The sequence below is a fragment of the Psychroserpens mesophilus genome, from assembly GCF_000826645.1.
In the GTDB taxonomy this organism is placed as follows: Bacteria; Bacteroidota; Bacteroidia; order Flavobacteriales; family Flavobacteriaceae; genus Psychroserpens; species Psychroserpens mesophilus.
Map to the genome: position 1 here is coordinate 19,776 of NZ_JXJP01000021.1, position 15,203 is coordinate 34,978.

At 33.4% G+C, this 15,203-nt stretch carries 13 protein-coding genes and 2 tRNA genes; 8 read left to right on the plus strand and 7 right to left on the minus strand.

Features of this window, described 5'->3' with window-relative positions; genetic code table 11:
* Positions 1-13: 13 nt before the first annotated feature.
* Complete coding sequence (gene clpX / locus TD18_RS14610) at positions 14-1,246, plus strand: ATP-dependent Clp protease ATP-binding subunit ClpX (RefSeq protein ID WP_040254098.1); 1,233 nt, start codon at positions 14-16, stop codon at positions 1,244-1,246.
* Between the two features lie 317 nt (positions 1,247-1,563).
* On the opposite strand, the gene TD18_RS14615 is transcribed toward clpX, so the two are convergent.
* On the minus strand, positions 1,564-3,096 hold the full coding sequence (locus TD18_RS14615; RefSeq protein WP_040254099.1) for a GH3 auxin-responsive promoter family protein: 1,533 nt from the start codon (positions 3,094-3,096) through the stop codon (positions 1,564-1,566).
* A 43-nt stretch (positions 3,097-3,139) separates the two neighbouring features.
* Between TD18_RS14615 and TD18_RS14620 the strand changes: the two genes are divergently transcribed.
* Complete coding sequence (locus TD18_RS14620; RefSeq protein ID WP_040254176.1) at positions 3,140-3,934, plus strand: DUF2797 domain-containing protein; 795 nt, start codon at positions 3,140-3,142, stop codon at positions 3,932-3,934.
* A 74-nt stretch (positions 3,935-4,008) separates the two neighbouring features.
* Positions 4,009-4,242 carry a hypothetical protein gene (locus TD18_RS14625; RefSeq protein WP_040254100.1) on the plus strand — a complete coding sequence of 78 codons (234 nt, stop codon included), beginning with the start codon at positions 4,009-4,011 and terminating at the stop codon, positions 4,240-4,242.
* A gap of 108 nt (positions 4,243-4,350) precedes the next feature.
* Here the strand turns inward: TD18_RS14625 and rpsU are convergent, their stop codons facing one another.
* The 4 genes from rpsU to TD18_RS14645 all read right to left on the minus strand — a co-directional run bounded on the left by rpsU (position 4,351) and on the right by TD18_RS14645 (position 9,040).
* The gene (gene rpsU / locus TD18_RS14630; protein ID WP_033957818.1) at positions 4,351-4,545 is read right to left on the minus strand and encodes a 30S ribosomal protein S21; all 195 of its coding nucleotides are present in this window, start codon (positions 4,543-4,545) and stop codon (positions 4,351-4,353) included.
* A 24-nt stretch (positions 4,546-4,569) separates the two neighbouring features.
* Entirely contained in the window at positions 4,570-5,433 is an 864-nt protein-coding gene (locus tag TD18_RS14635) for a sigma-70 family RNA polymerase sigma factor (RefSeq protein WP_040254103.1), read from the minus strand.
* A 141-nt stretch (positions 5,434-5,574) separates the two neighbouring features.
* On the minus strand, positions 5,575-8,220 hold the full coding sequence (locus tag TD18_RS14640; RefSeq protein ID WP_040254105.1) for an AsmA family protein: 2,646 nt from the start codon (positions 8,218-8,220) through the stop codon (positions 5,575-5,577).
* 115 nt (positions 8,221-8,335) lie between these two features.
* Complete coding sequence (locus TD18_RS14645; RefSeq protein WP_040254107.1) at positions 8,336-9,040, minus strand: queuosine precursor transporter; 705 nt, start codon at positions 9,038-9,040, stop codon at positions 8,336-8,338.
* Positions 9,041-9,110: 70 nt separating this feature from the next.
* On the opposite strand from TD18_RS14645, the gene folK reads away from it, so the two are divergent.
* Together folK and TD18_RS14655 are read left to right on the plus strand one after the other, a co-directional pair.
* A complete protein-coding gene (gene folK / locus TD18_RS14650; RefSeq protein WP_040254109.1) occupies positions 9,111-10,241 on the plus strand; it encodes a 2-amino-4-hydroxy-6-hydroxymethyldihydropteridine diphosphokinase in 1,131 nt (376 codons plus the stop codon).
* Positions 10,241-10,726: a GyrI-like domain-containing protein gene (locus tag TD18_RS14655; RefSeq protein WP_040254111.1), complete on the plus strand. Its 486-nt coding sequence runs from the start codon at positions 10,241-10,243 to the stop codon at positions 10,724-10,726. The genes folK and TD18_RS14655 overlap by 1 nt, the downstream gene beginning before the upstream one ends.
* Positions 10,727-10,845: 119 nt before the next feature.
* Here the strand turns inward: TD18_RS14655 and TD18_RS14660 are convergent, their stop codons facing one another.
* Positions 10,846-11,490: a class I SAM-dependent methyltransferase gene (locus TD18_RS14660; protein WP_040254113.1), complete on the minus strand. Its 645-nt coding sequence runs from the start codon at positions 11,488-11,490 to the stop codon at positions 10,846-10,848.
* Between the two features lie 136 nt (positions 11,491-11,626).
* Positions 11,627-12,163, minus strand: a complete 537-nt coding sequence (locus tag TD18_RS14665; RefSeq protein ID WP_040254115.1) for an RNA methyltransferase — start codon at positions 12,161-12,163, stop codon at positions 11,627-11,629.
* Between the two features lie 110 nt (positions 12,164-12,273).
* Here TD18_RS14665 and mutS point away from each other — a divergent pair, with 110 nt between their 5' ends.
* The 3 genes from mutS to TD18_RS14680 all read left to right on the plus strand — a co-directional run bounded on the left by mutS (position 12,274) and on the right by TD18_RS14680 (position 15,183).
* Positions 12,274-14,886, plus strand: coding sequence for a DNA mismatch repair protein MutS (mutS, locus tag TD18_RS14670; protein WP_040254117.1), 2,613 nt, complete (start codon positions 12,274-12,276; stop codon positions 14,884-14,886).
* A 97-nt stretch (positions 14,887-14,983) separates the two neighbouring features.
* Positions 14,984-15,055, plus strand: a tRNA-Gly gene (locus tag TD18_RS14675).
* 43 nt (positions 15,056-15,098) lie between these two features.
* Positions 15,099-15,183: transfer RNA gene (locus TD18_RS14680), tRNA-Leu, on the plus strand.
* Positions 15,184-15,203 lie beyond the last annotated feature (20 nt).

The following is a 15,203-nucleotide window of genomic DNA, read 5'->3' on the forward strand; positions in this document are numbered from 1 at the left end:
TTTAACTAGTAAAATGGCAAAGGAAGAATTAGAATGTTCGTTTTGTGGTAGGAAAAAGCCAGAAACCAATTTATTAATAGCTGGATTAGATGCACATATTTGTGATCGCTGTATCGAGCAAGCACATGGTATTGTTTTAGAAGAATCTAAACAGTCTGATAATGCTGAATTATCATCTGAGTTGATGTTAAGAAAACCATTACAGATCAAAAACTTTCTTGACGAATATATTATCGGTCAGGAATACACCAAAAAAGTAATGTCTGTTGCAGTGTATAATCACTATAAGCGTTTGCTTCAACCTTCTACAGATGATGATATTGAAATACAAAAAAGTAACATTATCATGGTTGGTCAAACAGGCACAGGTAAAACATTAATGGCAAAAACTGTGGCTAAAATGCTTAATGTCCCTTTAGCAATAGTGGACGCAACTGTGCTTACTGAAGCTGGTTATGTTGGAGAAGATGTTGAAAGTATTTTAACACGTTTATTGCAAGCATCAGATTATAATTTAGAAAAGGCCGAAAGAGGAATTGTTTTTATTGATGAAATTGATAAAATTGCTCGTAAGAGTGACAATCCGTCCATTACCAGAGACGTTTCTGGAGAAGGCGTACAACAAGCTTTACTTAAATTACTAGAAGGAACTACAGTGAATGTTCCACCAAAAGGAGGTCGAAAACATCCAGATCAAAAGTTTATTGAAGTAGATACAGAAAATATTTTATTTATTGCAGGTGGTGCTTTTGATGGTATCGAAAAGAAAATCTCTAAACGGCTTAATTTAGCTGCAATTGGTTATAAAGCAGCACATGAAGGAGAGTCATTAGATGGTGATAATTTATTGCAATACATTAATCCTAAAGATTTAAAAGATTTTGGATTAATTCCTGAAATTATAGGTCGTCTTCCTGTATTAACTTACATGGATCCTCTAGATGCTAAAACATTAAGAGCTATATTAACTGAACCTAAAAACGCCATTATCAAACAATACAAAAAGTTGTTTGAGATGGATGATATTGAATTTTCAATTACCGATGGTGCTTTAGATTTTATTGTTGAGAAAGCGATTGAATATAAATTGGGAGCTAGAGGATTGCGTTCCTTGTGTGAGGAAATTCTAACAGATGCCATGTTTGAATTGCCAAGTGGTGAGGATAAAAAACTTAATGTGACGAAATCTTATGCGGAAGGCAAGCTTGAAAAAACTACTTTAAAGAAATTGAAAGCAGTTTCATAAATATTTAAATCTTAGTTAAAAAAATAAAACCACTCTTTTCGGAGTGGTTTTTATTTATTTGGATTTAAAAATTAACATTGCTAAACAATATTTATAAAATTTCACAGGTTGTTTTTTAAGGGATAAAACCAGTAATTGTGAATGTATTTCTCTGTATTACTTTGTAAATATAATGGCAATTAGTTGAGATAAAAAACCACTTTCCTCAGTTTTGGACAAACCGAATTAAATACTCGTTGTGAGGAAAATTCCTATGTTGTTTGTCGGATTAATTTGAAATCTGTTTCCATTCATCGATAGGTGCAAGCTAAATTGATTTAACTAATTGAAGTTTCGCTGGTATTTAATTGAAGTAGTTCATCTATGTATTCACGATTGTTGGATAATCGTGGAATTTTATGTTGACCACCTAACTTGTTATGCTGTTTTAGCCAATCATAAAATAAACGTTCTCGAGCAATATGAACACTTGGCATATTTAGAGTCATATTATTAAAACGTTTTGCTTCATAATCTGAATTCAAAGATTGAAGCGTCGTGTCAAGAAGTTGTTTAAACTCATTTACGTTCTCAGGAGGTGTTTTGAATTCAATAAGCCATTCGTGTGATCCCTTTTGTTTACCTTCCATAAAAATGGGAGCAGCTGTATAGTCAACGATTTCTGCATGAGTCGTATTACAAACTTCACGTAAGGCATCTTCTGCATTTTCGATAATTAATTCTTCACCAAATACATTGATATGATGTTTTGTTCTGCCAGACACTTTAATTCGATAGGGATTTGTAGAGGTAAATCGAATGGTATCTCCAATTTTATAACGCCAAAGTCCAGCATTAGTGGTTATAATCACTGCGTAGTTTACATCAACTTCAACTTCACTCAGAGGGATTACTTTAATATCAGATGTGCCATACGTTGACATTGGAATGAATTCATAGAAAATACCATAGTCTAGCATCAGTAATAATTCACTGCTGTCATTTTCATCCTGAATGGCAAAAAAGCCTTCCGACGCATTATAAATTTCATAATATTTGAAATTAGACTTTGGTAAGATGGCTTTATATTGATCTACATAAGGTACAAAACTTACACCACCATGAAAATAGACCTCAAGGTTAGGCCAAATATCAAATAAATTGTCTTTGCCTGTAGCATCCAGAACATTGTTGAGTAGTACCAGCATCCACGAAGGCACTCCAGCTAAACTAGTCACATTTTCATTCATGGTTTCTTCTACAATGGCTTGCATTTTAGTTTCCCAATCACTCATTAGCGAAACTCGATTACTAGGTGTACTACTAAACTCTGCCCAAAAAGGCATGTTGTCAATTAGAATTGCAGACAAATCACCAAAAACAGTTCCATTTTCTTTATATAATTCTTTACTGCCACCTAGGCGTAATCCTTTGCCAGTAAATAATTGAGAGTCTTCGTTATTATTAAGATACATGCAGAGCAAATCTTTACTTGCTGCATAATGACAATCTTCTAAAGATTCTTCACTTACAGGAATAAATTTACTTTTAGCATTTGTGGTTCCGCTAGATTTTGCGAACCATTTGATAGGTGTAGGCCAAAAAATATTATTATCACCTCTACGAGAGCGCTCAATCAAGTCTTGATACTCTTCGTAAGATGAAATAGGAATACGCTCAGCAAATGTTCGGTAACTTGTTATGGAATTAAAGTCATATTGCTTACCAATTTCAGTGTCTTTTGCTTTTGAAAGCAGCTGAAAAAGTAACTCATTCTGTACTTCGTTAGGATACTTTAAAAACAATTCAATTTGATGAAACCGTTTTTTTAAGAACCATGATGCAATGGAATTGACTAAAGGAATCGGCATTTTTATAGTATCTTTATTTTTTAAAAATAATACTTTTTTTTATATGTTTTATCAAGGTGTTTTGACAAAAATGGAAACGGAGTTTTCACATCCTATTCAATATTATTTAATCCTTGAGAATGATTTCTTGAATATGAATCAGTTACTGGGAAAAACCATCACTTTACAATTTGTAAAATACCAGTGTTTAAAGTGTGGTTTAGATAAACCTATTTACCGACAAGGGTTTTGTAAAGCCGATTTTTTTGATATTCCACAGGCTGGTGATTGGATCATGCGACCAGAATTAAGTACAGCACATCTCGGTAAAGAAGATCGAGATTTAGAATATGAAAAAAAAGTACAACTCCAGCCACATATTGTATATCTAGCCAATTCAAGTAATGTAAAAGTGGGTGTGACCAGAAAAAGTCAGGTGCCAACGCGATGGATTGATCAAGGTGCTCATGAAGCTATAGAAATAGTGGAAGTACCAAACAGATATCTCGCAGGAATTACTGAAGTTGCCCTTAAAGATCATGTTGCCGATAAAACCAATTGGCGAAAAATGTTGAAGAACGATGTCGAAGACGAAAACCTGGTGGAATGGCGTGAGCGATTAAAATCGTATATTCCTGATGAAGCACAGGAGTATTACATTGCCTCAAATACAGAAACGAATATTGATTTTCCAGTATTAAACTACCCTGAAAAGCCTAAAAGTCTCAATATAGAAAAGCAACAAACATATACTGGTAAATTAGTTGGGATTAAGGGTCAGTATCTCATTTTTGAAGACGATACCGTTTTTAATATAAGAAGTAATGAAGGTTTGGTAGTCAAATTTACAATTGCCTGAATATTAACGTAATTTTATAAATCTTTCAGCTATGTAAATGGTTGTTTTTTAGTATCTTGAAAATAAAAAACACTATGAAAATTCCTGCTATGTTTTACGTGGCTTTGACCACATTTTTATTGATAACAGTGACTATTGCTGTTGCTATGGACATGCCGTTCAATTGGGTGTTCTATTTAACTTGCTTAGGACAAGTTTTTGTGATTATTATGGTTTATAAAGTACTGAGAGATAAGTACACAACAGATAAGACGTTTAAAGATTTCTATGAAGATTGTCCGATATCTCAAGTTGAAAATTACAGATAAATTAGAAGAAGCTTAATCTCGACATGATTGTGTATTGTTTTTAAAATCAAACATAAAAAAAAGCATACTTTACCTAAAGTATGCTTCGTTTATTGTGGTAAAAAACTACTAAATATCCTCTTGGTCTCTTAAGTTTTGGATATAACCAGCCTTTTGAATCTCTCTTCTTCTTTTTACTGAAGGTTTTGTGAAAAATTGGTTTTCACGAATGTTCTGCATCGTCTTTACGTTACGGTGTTTTCTTTTGTAACGCTTTAAAGCACGTTCGATACTTTCTCCTTCTTTTACTAATATCTTAATCATCTACTTGTTTTAATGTTTATAAATTTATCCTAAATATGTTTTTAATATTTTACTTTTTGAATCTTGGCGTAAGCGTCTGATTCCTTTTTCACGTATTTGTCTAACCCGTTCTCTCGTTAAATCGAATGTTACTCCAATTTCATCAAGCGTCATAGGTGGCTCATTACTTAAGCCAAAGTTTAAGCGTATCACATCGCTTTCTTTTTGAGAAAGTGTGTCTAAGGCTCTGTTGATTTCAACATTCAAAGACTCTTTCATCAGATCACGATCTGGATTTGGTGATTCACCAGATTTCACAACATCGTATAAACTTGACGTTTCTCCTTCTTTCAAAGGTGCATCCATCGATAAATGGCGACCAGAATTTTTCAAAGATTGTTTCACTTCTGAAACTGTCATGTCTAATTCCTGGGCAATTTCTTCAGCACTTGGTGCTCTTTGATGCGATTGCTCTAAGAATGAAAACGCTTTATTGATTTTATTAATTGAACCAATTTTGTTCAAAGGTAATCTAACTATTCGAGATTGTTCTGCTAAAGCTTGTAAAATTGCTTGTCTAATCCACCAAACAGCATAAGAAATAAATTTAAATCCTCTGGTTTCATCAAAACGCTTTGCAGCTTTTACTAATCCAGCGTTACCTTCATTTATTAAATCAGGAAGTGTAAGTCCTTGATTTTGATATTGTTTAGCAACAGAAACTACAAAACGTAAGTTAGCCGTTGTTAGCTTATCTAAAGCAGCTTGATCTCCTTCTCTTATTCGTTGAGCGAGTTCAACTTCTTCCTCAGCAGTAATCATTGGTAATTTGCTGATGTCTTGTAGGTATTTGTCTAATGATTTAGATTCGCGGTTGGTAACTTGTTTAGTAATCTTTAATTGCCTCATATATTCTGTTGTGTTTTAAAAAGTTCGCAAGAGTATAATGTAACTTTTAATTTGACAAAAGCAAATAAAAAGGCAATTCTTTATGAAAATTACTTAAAAACTATGGTATTTTACAATTTCTTTAACTTTTAGCGTTACAAATCAATTGTTTTTTGTCGAATCTTTCTCTTTGGTCTTTCCTTTTAAGATGTTACCAAGAAGACCTTTCACACTTTCTTTGATTGGATCTTTAGTTTTTGTGCTATCTGTTTTTACAGTTGTTGTTGAATCTTTAACTGTATCAGTTTTATCACTACCTAAAAGTCCGCCAATCAAATCTTTGACCTGGTCTTTTCCTTTGTTGATGTATTTCTGCTTTTCAATCTCAATAAGTTGTTTGGTGAGATTAGAAACACCACTTGACAAATCGGTTTTCACATTCGGACTTGTATAACTCCCAGTAATGTTTGCGGTTACAGGAATGGTGATCGTATTGACTTCGGCATCATTTATTTTTCCAATTAATCGATTCACTTCACTTCCTAAATATTTAGCAGGTACGTTAAAAACAGCATTGTAATCTAAAGTTTTGTCAAATCTGTGAGAACCTGAAACCTGAATGCCAATATCTTTATATTTTAGATTAAACGGTTTAACGTTGACGTTTCCATTGGCAAAATCCAAATTGGCTTTTAGATCTTTTAAATCCAACTTACTAAAATCGACAAAGCTAAGTGCGCCTTCTAATTTACTTAATACAGAACCTTGCTTTGGATCAATTTGAGTTGTTAATAATTCAGCAAAAGCATTACCAGTCATTGTGCTCAGGTTTGGTGAAAACTCATTGTCTAAAGTTCCCTGAAGACTTATGGTTGTATTTAGTTTTCCTTGTAAGGCTTTGGCAATTGGAGCCAGGTTTTGTAGTAAATCAAGACCATTAAATGATTTAGCAATGTCAAATCCGTCAGCGCCTAAGTTCAAATTAAAAACTGGTGTATCTGTTTTTGTTGATATTTTTCCAGTAATTGCCAAAAGGCCATCAAAAAGATTACTGGTCATGTTTTGCAAATTGGCTTCTTGATCTCTAATTGATAGAGTACCTTTTACGTTACTCAAGTTAAGATTGTCATAGACCACATTTTTAGCATTGGCATTAATGGTACAATCTAAGAAATCTGGAATTTTGAGTGATTCAGAGTTTGAAGTTGTTTTGTTTGAAGCTTCTGAAGCAGACGTGTCTTCAACCATAAAATCACTCACTACAAAATTGTTAGAATTCACATCAAAATTACCTTGTAGTTTTTTGTCGCTTAATAAAAATCCGAGTAAGTTTTGAATGCTTCCGGTTGCCGTAAAATCACTTGTTCCAGTTCTGGCATCAAAACTATTGAGTTTTACATTTCCAGGATTAAAAGTCACATCAGCTTTGCTTATTTGAATAGGATTTACAATGTCTTCCGAAGAAAACACAAAATCGGTAACACTTGCTGAACCATTATTCTTGATACGACTGTATGCATTGGTTTCAATAGCATTCATATCGAATTGTGTATTGAGTTTTGCTTTTAAAATGCCGCTTAATTCTTTATCAAAATCTATTGGATAAGCTTTGGTGAGATTTCCAAGGTTGAGTGTGCCATCAATATCAGCATTAACAAACATATTTTTTGTAAGATTCCTTATCACTGCAGATGCTTTAAATACATCATCGTCAATTTTAAAATTGAGTGTTTTAATATCTATGTAAGTGTCATCAGCTAATCCTGTTTCGTTTTTTATAGCTGTATCAATCGTGATGTTGCTAACACGTTTTGGTAGATCAGGATATTTGAATGACGCATTATTTGATGAGATATGAATATCTAAAGTCGGGATGGTCGTTTCAGTAATTTTTCCTTTTATAATACCATTAACTTTAAAATCTCCTGTAGTTTCAACATCTTCAATGTTTTTAGAATAGGCTTCAGGAATCACCGCTAAAAAGTCTTTAAATGATGATCCTGTATTTTCAAATGTAATATCAATATCCTGACCTTCGTCAATGAGTTGTACATAGCCTTTAAATTCTAAAGGCAATTGATTGATGAAACCTTTGTTGTCCTTGAAGGTGTATTTTTGATTGTTCAAATCTAAACCAATCAAGGCATCTAATTTTATACTATTATTGTTGAGGTATTTAGTGCTGTCAATACTCATGCTAATATTTGAAGTCGTTTCAGTATCAAGCTCTGAATTTTCTGCAGAGAATGTTCCGTGACCAGAATGATTGAATTCGGTTAGGTACAATTCAGTATTTGAAATTGCATCTAAATAGGTAATTGCACTGTTATTGATGGTATAATCTTCGATGTCAAATGAAAAACTGGTATTATTTGCATCTGGATTGTTTGCAGTATTTTCTTTTTCCTTTGTGATGTCGTAATTGTTGTTACCCAAAGCATCAGTTTTTAGGGTTAACAAGGCTTCATCAATATTAATGGAATTCACAATGATTGGCTCATCACTAGAGGATTTAAACAGTTCGTTTACCGACATGGTAAAGGCGATGTTTTTTGCCGTTGCAAAGGTTTCACCTTCAAAAGGTTTAAAATTAGTAATCACTAAATCGTCAACTTCTACATGTGCCTGAGGAAAGCTTCTAATAAAACTTAAGCTCACATCACTAAATTCGACCTGAGCATTTAGATTTTCGTTAATAAAACGCTTCACCATATCTTTAATTTGCGACTGAAAGGCAAAAGGAATGGCTAATAAAAGGAAGACTATAATAAGTAAAGATATACCTATAATTTTAAGTGCTTTTTTCATAAAACAGTGTCAGTTGTAATTAATGTGTAAATATATACGATGCTAGATTCACTTTAGACCAAACTACGGTAAAGTTTAGTAAAACTTTAACCCATTTCATAAGATTATTATCTGTTTAGATGAGTTCAATTTCTTCATTTATTTTTAAGTTGAAGCGTTTTCTAAACAGATATACACCTAAGTATAAAAAAGGTGTATCAAGAGCTGCTACCAAAACTTTAAATAAAAATCCGCTTAGGAGTAATCCTTTGAAGTTTTCCCAAGGAATAATGCCGAAAGAGCTCAATAAGGTTAAGATGGTTAGTGTGTCGACGAATTGTGAAAACCAGGTAGAAAAATTATTCCGTAGCCATAGGTGTTTCCCTTGTGTTAAGCGCTTCCAGAAATGATAAATTTGAATGTCAACAAATTGCGCAAATAAATAGGTTATCATGCTTGCAAATACAGCAATTGCCGAATTACCAAATACATTTGAAAACGTTTCATCATCAACATAAGACCACGATGTTGCAGGCATGTTGCTTGAAACTAATATGATTAATAACGAAAATACTGAAGCAAAAATTCCAGCTACTACCACTTGGTTGGCACGCTTTTTTCCATAAATTTCACTGATTAAGTCAGTGATTAAAAACGTAAGAGGATAGGGTAATATGCCAACAGAGATTTCGAACAACTTTGCACCAAAAATTTCAACATCAAATGGATACCAGTAAAAAAACTTTTGAAATATAAGATTGGAAACTACTAAAGACGTTATAAACAGAGCAGCTAAGAATAAATAGATTTTTTGCGCAGCGAGTTTGTCTTTTAGGGTCATAAATTGTGAATAAATACTTGCTGTAAATATACGTCAAAGTGATTTTCTTTTCATTATTTTGGCAATCATTATGAATCCACCTAACCACATTTACATAGCTCTTGGGAGTAATAAAGGCGACAGACTAAAGCATCTGCAGAACGCTGTTGACTTGATTTTTAAGGATATAGGAAAGGTGAATATTATTGCTAAGGTATATAATACGCCTGCTTTCGGCTTTGAAGGTGACGATTTTTTGAACACCTGTCTTTTTGCTGAAACAGATTATTCTGCGGAAATTGTATTAGACAAACTTTTAGATATTGAAACCAAATTAGGCCGCATTAGAACTACTTCTGAAACTTATGAAGCCAGAACGATTGATTTAGATCTCTTGTTTTTTAACGATGCCAGAATAGATTCAGAATTTTTAAAAATTCCACATCCTGAATTGCATAAACGGAAGTTTGTATTGTATCCATTACACGATATTGCTTCCAAGTTAAAACATCCTGTTTTGCAGCAATCTATTGCTGAACTATTGGAATTATGTGAGGATCAAAGTGATATTGAACCTATTAAAATCTGGCTTAAGAACCCTTCAAAACAGTTTAATTTTTCCAATCAGAATTATATTGCCATCGAAGGAAACATTGGCGCAGGAAAAACAAGTTTAGCTCATAAAATTGCGTACGATTTTAATGCTAAACTCATTTTAGAACGCTTTGCTGACAATCCCTTTCTGCCAAAATTTTATGAAGAACCACAACGCTATGCCTTCACTTTAGAAATGTCATTTCTTGCCGATCGTTATCAGCAAATTAGTGATGATTTATCACAATTGGATTTGTTTAAGGATTTTATGGTGAGCGATTATGATATTTATAAATCGCTAATTTTTTCAAAAATCACCTTGCCTGAAGATGAATTTAAACTCTACAGAAAGCTGTTTTACCTCATGTATAAAGATATCGCCAAGCCAGATTTATATGTGTACCTCTATCAAAATACCCAACGTTTACAAGAAAACATTAAAAAACGTGGTCGCGATTATGAACAGAATATTGACAGCGAGTATTTAGAGAAAATTAATTCAGGATATCTCGAATTTTTGAAGAATCAAAGTGAACTCAATGTTAAAATTATTGATATTTCTGAAAAAGACTTTGTTTTGAATCGTACGGATTATTTATGGTTGCTTAACGAGATTTGTAAAACCTGATGAAATATCGCATTGAAATCATTAAAGATCGATTCGTTATAGGCATGAAAACGAGAACGTCTGTTTTGAATATTAATGAAAACACGAAGCAATTGGCACAAGTGTTTATGCCCAGACGACATGAAGTGTTATCCAGAATTGGTAAGCATGTCTTTTCTATTCAAAATTATGGCAAGGATTTTACGCCAGCTAATCCAAATTCAGAATTCGACAAGTGGATTGGTATAGAAGTTGACAATACGAGTGATATTCCCAAAGGTATGGACTCCTTTGTCATTTCATCTGGAACATTTGTTGTGTTTAGTTTTAAAGGTTCGGTTTCAGAACTCCCAAAACAACGAGCTTATATTTTTCAAGAGTGGTTGCCGAATTCAGGATATCAACTCGATCAAAAAGCACACTTCGAAATTTTAAGTGAAGATTACAGTAAAGACCTTCAGAATATTAAAGAAGAGATCTGGATTCCGATTAAACAAGTAGAATGAGTTGATGTCATTTTGATCTTGCCGAGAATTCTTTTTGTTTATGAAAGATTCTTCAGTCATTCTTCCTTATGAATAACACTATGTTTAAGATGTATTTTATTCAATATTTTCATCAGAATTTATAATGTATGGAGTGTCGTTACAATCTGACCTTTGTTTTCAGCTAAAACAACCTTGTTTAATATAGATGTTTTGTTAACTTTTAAGTTAAAAGGCGATTTTAATATATCAACACCACTGTTGTGCTTCAGCCTGATCCCTTGTCCTGAAATTATATCGTTATTAGGTGTGAAGCTTCCGTTTGGAATATGTTCGGTTAAAATGATGTATTTATAATGTTTCAGTTTTTTTATAACACTTTGAATTTCAGTATTTGATAAATGCTGAAGTACTTGTCTCAGAATGATGCAATCAGCAGTCGGAAGCTTATCTTTTGCAATATCTAAACATTGAAACTCAAGATGGTCTTCTTTAAATTTGGTTTTGTTTCGTTTAATGAGGTTATCTACGATATCAACTGCTATATAAGTTTTAGAGTGCTTTGTGAGGTGTTTTCCAATATTAAAATCACCACAACCCAAATCACAAACAACCAAATTATTATTGTGAGATTTTAAAAATGAAGTAACAGCTTCAATATAAGGTATTGCAATTTCAGAATTATGAGAGCCTTCTCCTGAATAGAAATCAAATGATTTTCCGCCCCAAAGATGCTGCTCATAAATTTGTGTCATAGCAGCTTTTGTTGGCCATGGTTGTTTCATAATAATTTTAAAAATTTGTCATTTAGCACGTAATGTGAAATCTACTCATATGAGATCCTGAAATTGAAGATTCATGAATACAAAAGTTTGAAATAATGACCTATGAATAATCAAGTTCAGGATGACAATTCCTAATTTAGTTGTTTGTTCTCATTTTACTAAACACATCCCAAACCACAACACCACAACTCACCGAAATATTTAAAGAATGCTTAGTGCCATATTGCGGAATTTCGATCACTACATCACTAGCATCAACAACATCTTGTGTAACACCTTTTACTTCGTTACCAAAAACTAATGCATAAGTTGAGTTATGTTGAGGTGTGAAGTTGTGAAGTAAAGTAGCGTTTTCAGCCTGTTCGATACTGATGACTTTTATGCCTTCCGTTTGTAATTTTTTGACTAGTTCAGCAGTGTTCTCTGCATATTCCCAGTCAACAGTTTCAGTGCTTCCTAAAGCGGTTTTTCTAATGTCATTATGAGGAGGTGTTGCTGTAATTCCGCAGAGATAAATTTTATCAACTAAAAAAGCATCGCTCGTTCTAAAAACCGAACCAATATTGTTTAGGCTTCTTATATTATCTAGAATAATAATGAGAGGTGTTTTTTTTGCCGATTTAAATTCGTCTATGTTTAATCGGTCAAGTTCACTATTTTTTAGTTTTCGCATGTTAAAATCTTACTCGTTTTGTAGATAACTTATGGGTATTGAGTTTTATAAAACTTTAAAATATAAGTACTTTAGCAGTCTTACAATGATCACAAAAATACATAAAACCATTGGCTAAAAAAGTAAAAAAGGAAACACCATTAATGAAACAGTACAATGCTATCAAGGCAAAGTATCCTGATGCCTTGTTGTTGTTTAGAGTTGGAGATTTTTATGAAACCTTTGGAAGTGATGCCGTAAAAGCATCCAAAATATTAGATATCATTTTAACGAAAAGAGGAGCAGGTAGTGAGACAGAAACCGAATTAGCTGGTTTTCCTCACCATTCTTTAAATACCTACTTACCAAAATTAGTCAAAGCTGGTTGTCGTGTTGCCATTTGTGATCAACTTGAAGATCCGAAACAGACCAAGACCATTGTGAAACGAGGCGTTACCGAACTGGTCACTCCAGGAGTGGCTTTAAATGATGATATTTTACACTCAAAATCGAATAATTTTTTGGCTTCTGTGTATTTTGGTTCACATGCCGTAGGCGTTTCATTTTTAGATGTGTCAACAGGTGAATTTTTTATATCTCAGGGCAATGAAGAATACATTGATAAATTACTTCAAAACTTTAAGCCTAGTGAAGTGCTGGTGTCTAAACCCAGTAAATTAAAATACAATGCTGCTTTTGGAAATGATTTTCACGCGTTTTATTTAGAAGATTGGGTGTATCAAGATGATTATGCCAACGACACCTTACTCAAGCATTTTAATACCAAATCATTAAAAGGTTTTGGAATCGAAGATTTGTATGAAGGCATTGTGGCTTCAGGTGCTATTTTGCATTACTTAAGTGAAACGCAACATCATAAATTACAGCATATTGCATCCATTCAGCGCTTAATAAAAGGAGATCATGTCTGGATGGATCGCTTTACCATTAAAAATCTAGAGTTGTATCAATCGACTAATCAAAATGCAGTGACTTTAGTCGATGTGATTGATAAAACCATTTCACCAATGGGTGGACGATTACTAAAACGATGGCTTGCCTTTCCGTTAGTTAACATCGAAGCAATTAATCAACGTCTTGATGTGGTTGAGTTTCTTAATAAAGATACCACGTTACTGAGTAATTTTCAGCAGCAATTAAAGCAAATTGGAGATATTGAACGCTTAATTTCAAAGGTTGCTACTGCTAAAATTTGTCCGAGAGAAGTTGTTCAGCTTAAAAATGCTTTGGAAGCCATTGTTCCAATAAAAGTACTAGCAGGTCAGTCAAAAAATAAAGCATTACAACATTTAGGAGAACAAATGGATGCCTGTGAAGAACTTCGTGAACGCATCAAAGCAACTTTAAATGAAGAGGCACCAGTTAATATTTTAAAAGGACATACGATTTCTTCAAATTTTTCTTTAGAATTAAAAGAACTTAGAGAGCTTTCGGCTTCAGGAAAAGACTATTTGGATAAAATGTTGGAGCGCGAAAGTGAACGTACTGGTATTACCTCATTAAAAATTGCTTCTAATAATGTGTTTGGCTATTATATTGAAGTACGTCACACACATAAAGATAAAGTCCCTGAAGAATGGATTCGTAAGCAAACTTTAGTGAGTGCAGAGCGTTACATTACTGAAGAACTTAAAGAGTACGAAACTAAAATTTTAGGCGCTGAAGAGCGCATTTTGGCTATAGAGCAACAGTTGTTTGCAGAATTGATTCATTGGATGATTCACTTCATTAAGCCAGTTCAGAAAAATTCGGCATTAATCGCACAATTAGATTGTCTTTGTGGATTTTCTAAATTAGCTACAGAACACAATTATGCAAGACCAATTCTAACAGAAGGTTACGAATTAGATATTAAAAATGGAAGACATCCAGTAATTGAAAAACAGTTGCCACATGGTGAGCCATATATAGCAAATGATGTGTATCTCGATCGTGAAAAGCAACAAATCATTATGATTACTGGTCCGAATATGTCTGGTAAGTCTGCAATTTTACGTCAGACAGCCTTAATTGTATTATTAGCGCAAATGGGAAGTTTTGTTCCTGCGGAAAAAGCAACGATTGGATTAACCGATAAGATTTTTACTAGAGTAGGTGCAAGTGATAATATTTCGATGGGCGAATCTACGTTTATGGTAGAAATGAATGAAACGGCTTCTATTTTGAATAATATTTCAGACAGAAGTTTGGTGCTATTGGATGAAATTGGACGAGGAACAAGTACTTATGATGGGATTTCAATTGCTTGGGCTATAAGTGAATATTTACACGAGCATCCGAGTAAGGCTAAAACCTTATTTGCGACACATTATCATGAGTTGAATGAAATGTCTGAAACCTTTGATCGTATTAAGAATTTCAACGTATCTGTAAAAGAATTAAAAGACAATGTATTGTTTTTAAGAAAACTGGTTGAAGGCGGAAGTGAGCATAGCTTCGGAATACACGTTGCTAAAATGGCAGGCATGCCTCAGCAAGTGATTCATCGTGCAAATAAAATATTAAAGCAATTAGAAAAATCACATTCAAGTGAGGAATTAACAGATAAGGTTAAAACGCTAGGCGATGATATGCAATTGAGTTTTTTTAATCTTGATGACCCTCTTTTAGAGCAAATTAAGGATGAAATTGTCAATATAGATATTAATACCTTGACACCAGTTGAGGCTCTAATGAAGCTAAATGAAATTAAACGTATGTTACTGAAAAAGAAACATGCATAAAAATATCTGAGTTTTTTTTTAAAAAGGCTTTGCTTTTCTGATAAAAGTCTTAAATTTGCCCTCGCAATAACAAAGAACGTTCTTATACATTGCTAATGCGAAAGTAGCTCAGGGGTAGAGCATCACCTTGCCAAGGTGAGGGTCGCGGGTTCAAATCCCGTCTTTCGCTCTACGCTTAAAAATATACCAATTTAGTCAGTCGAGACTAAAACGCTGAAGTGGTGGAATTGGTAGACACGTTGGACTTAAAATCCAATGTCCGTTTAGGACGTACGGGTTCAAGTCCCGTCTTCAGTACTTAGAAAAACCGTAATTAC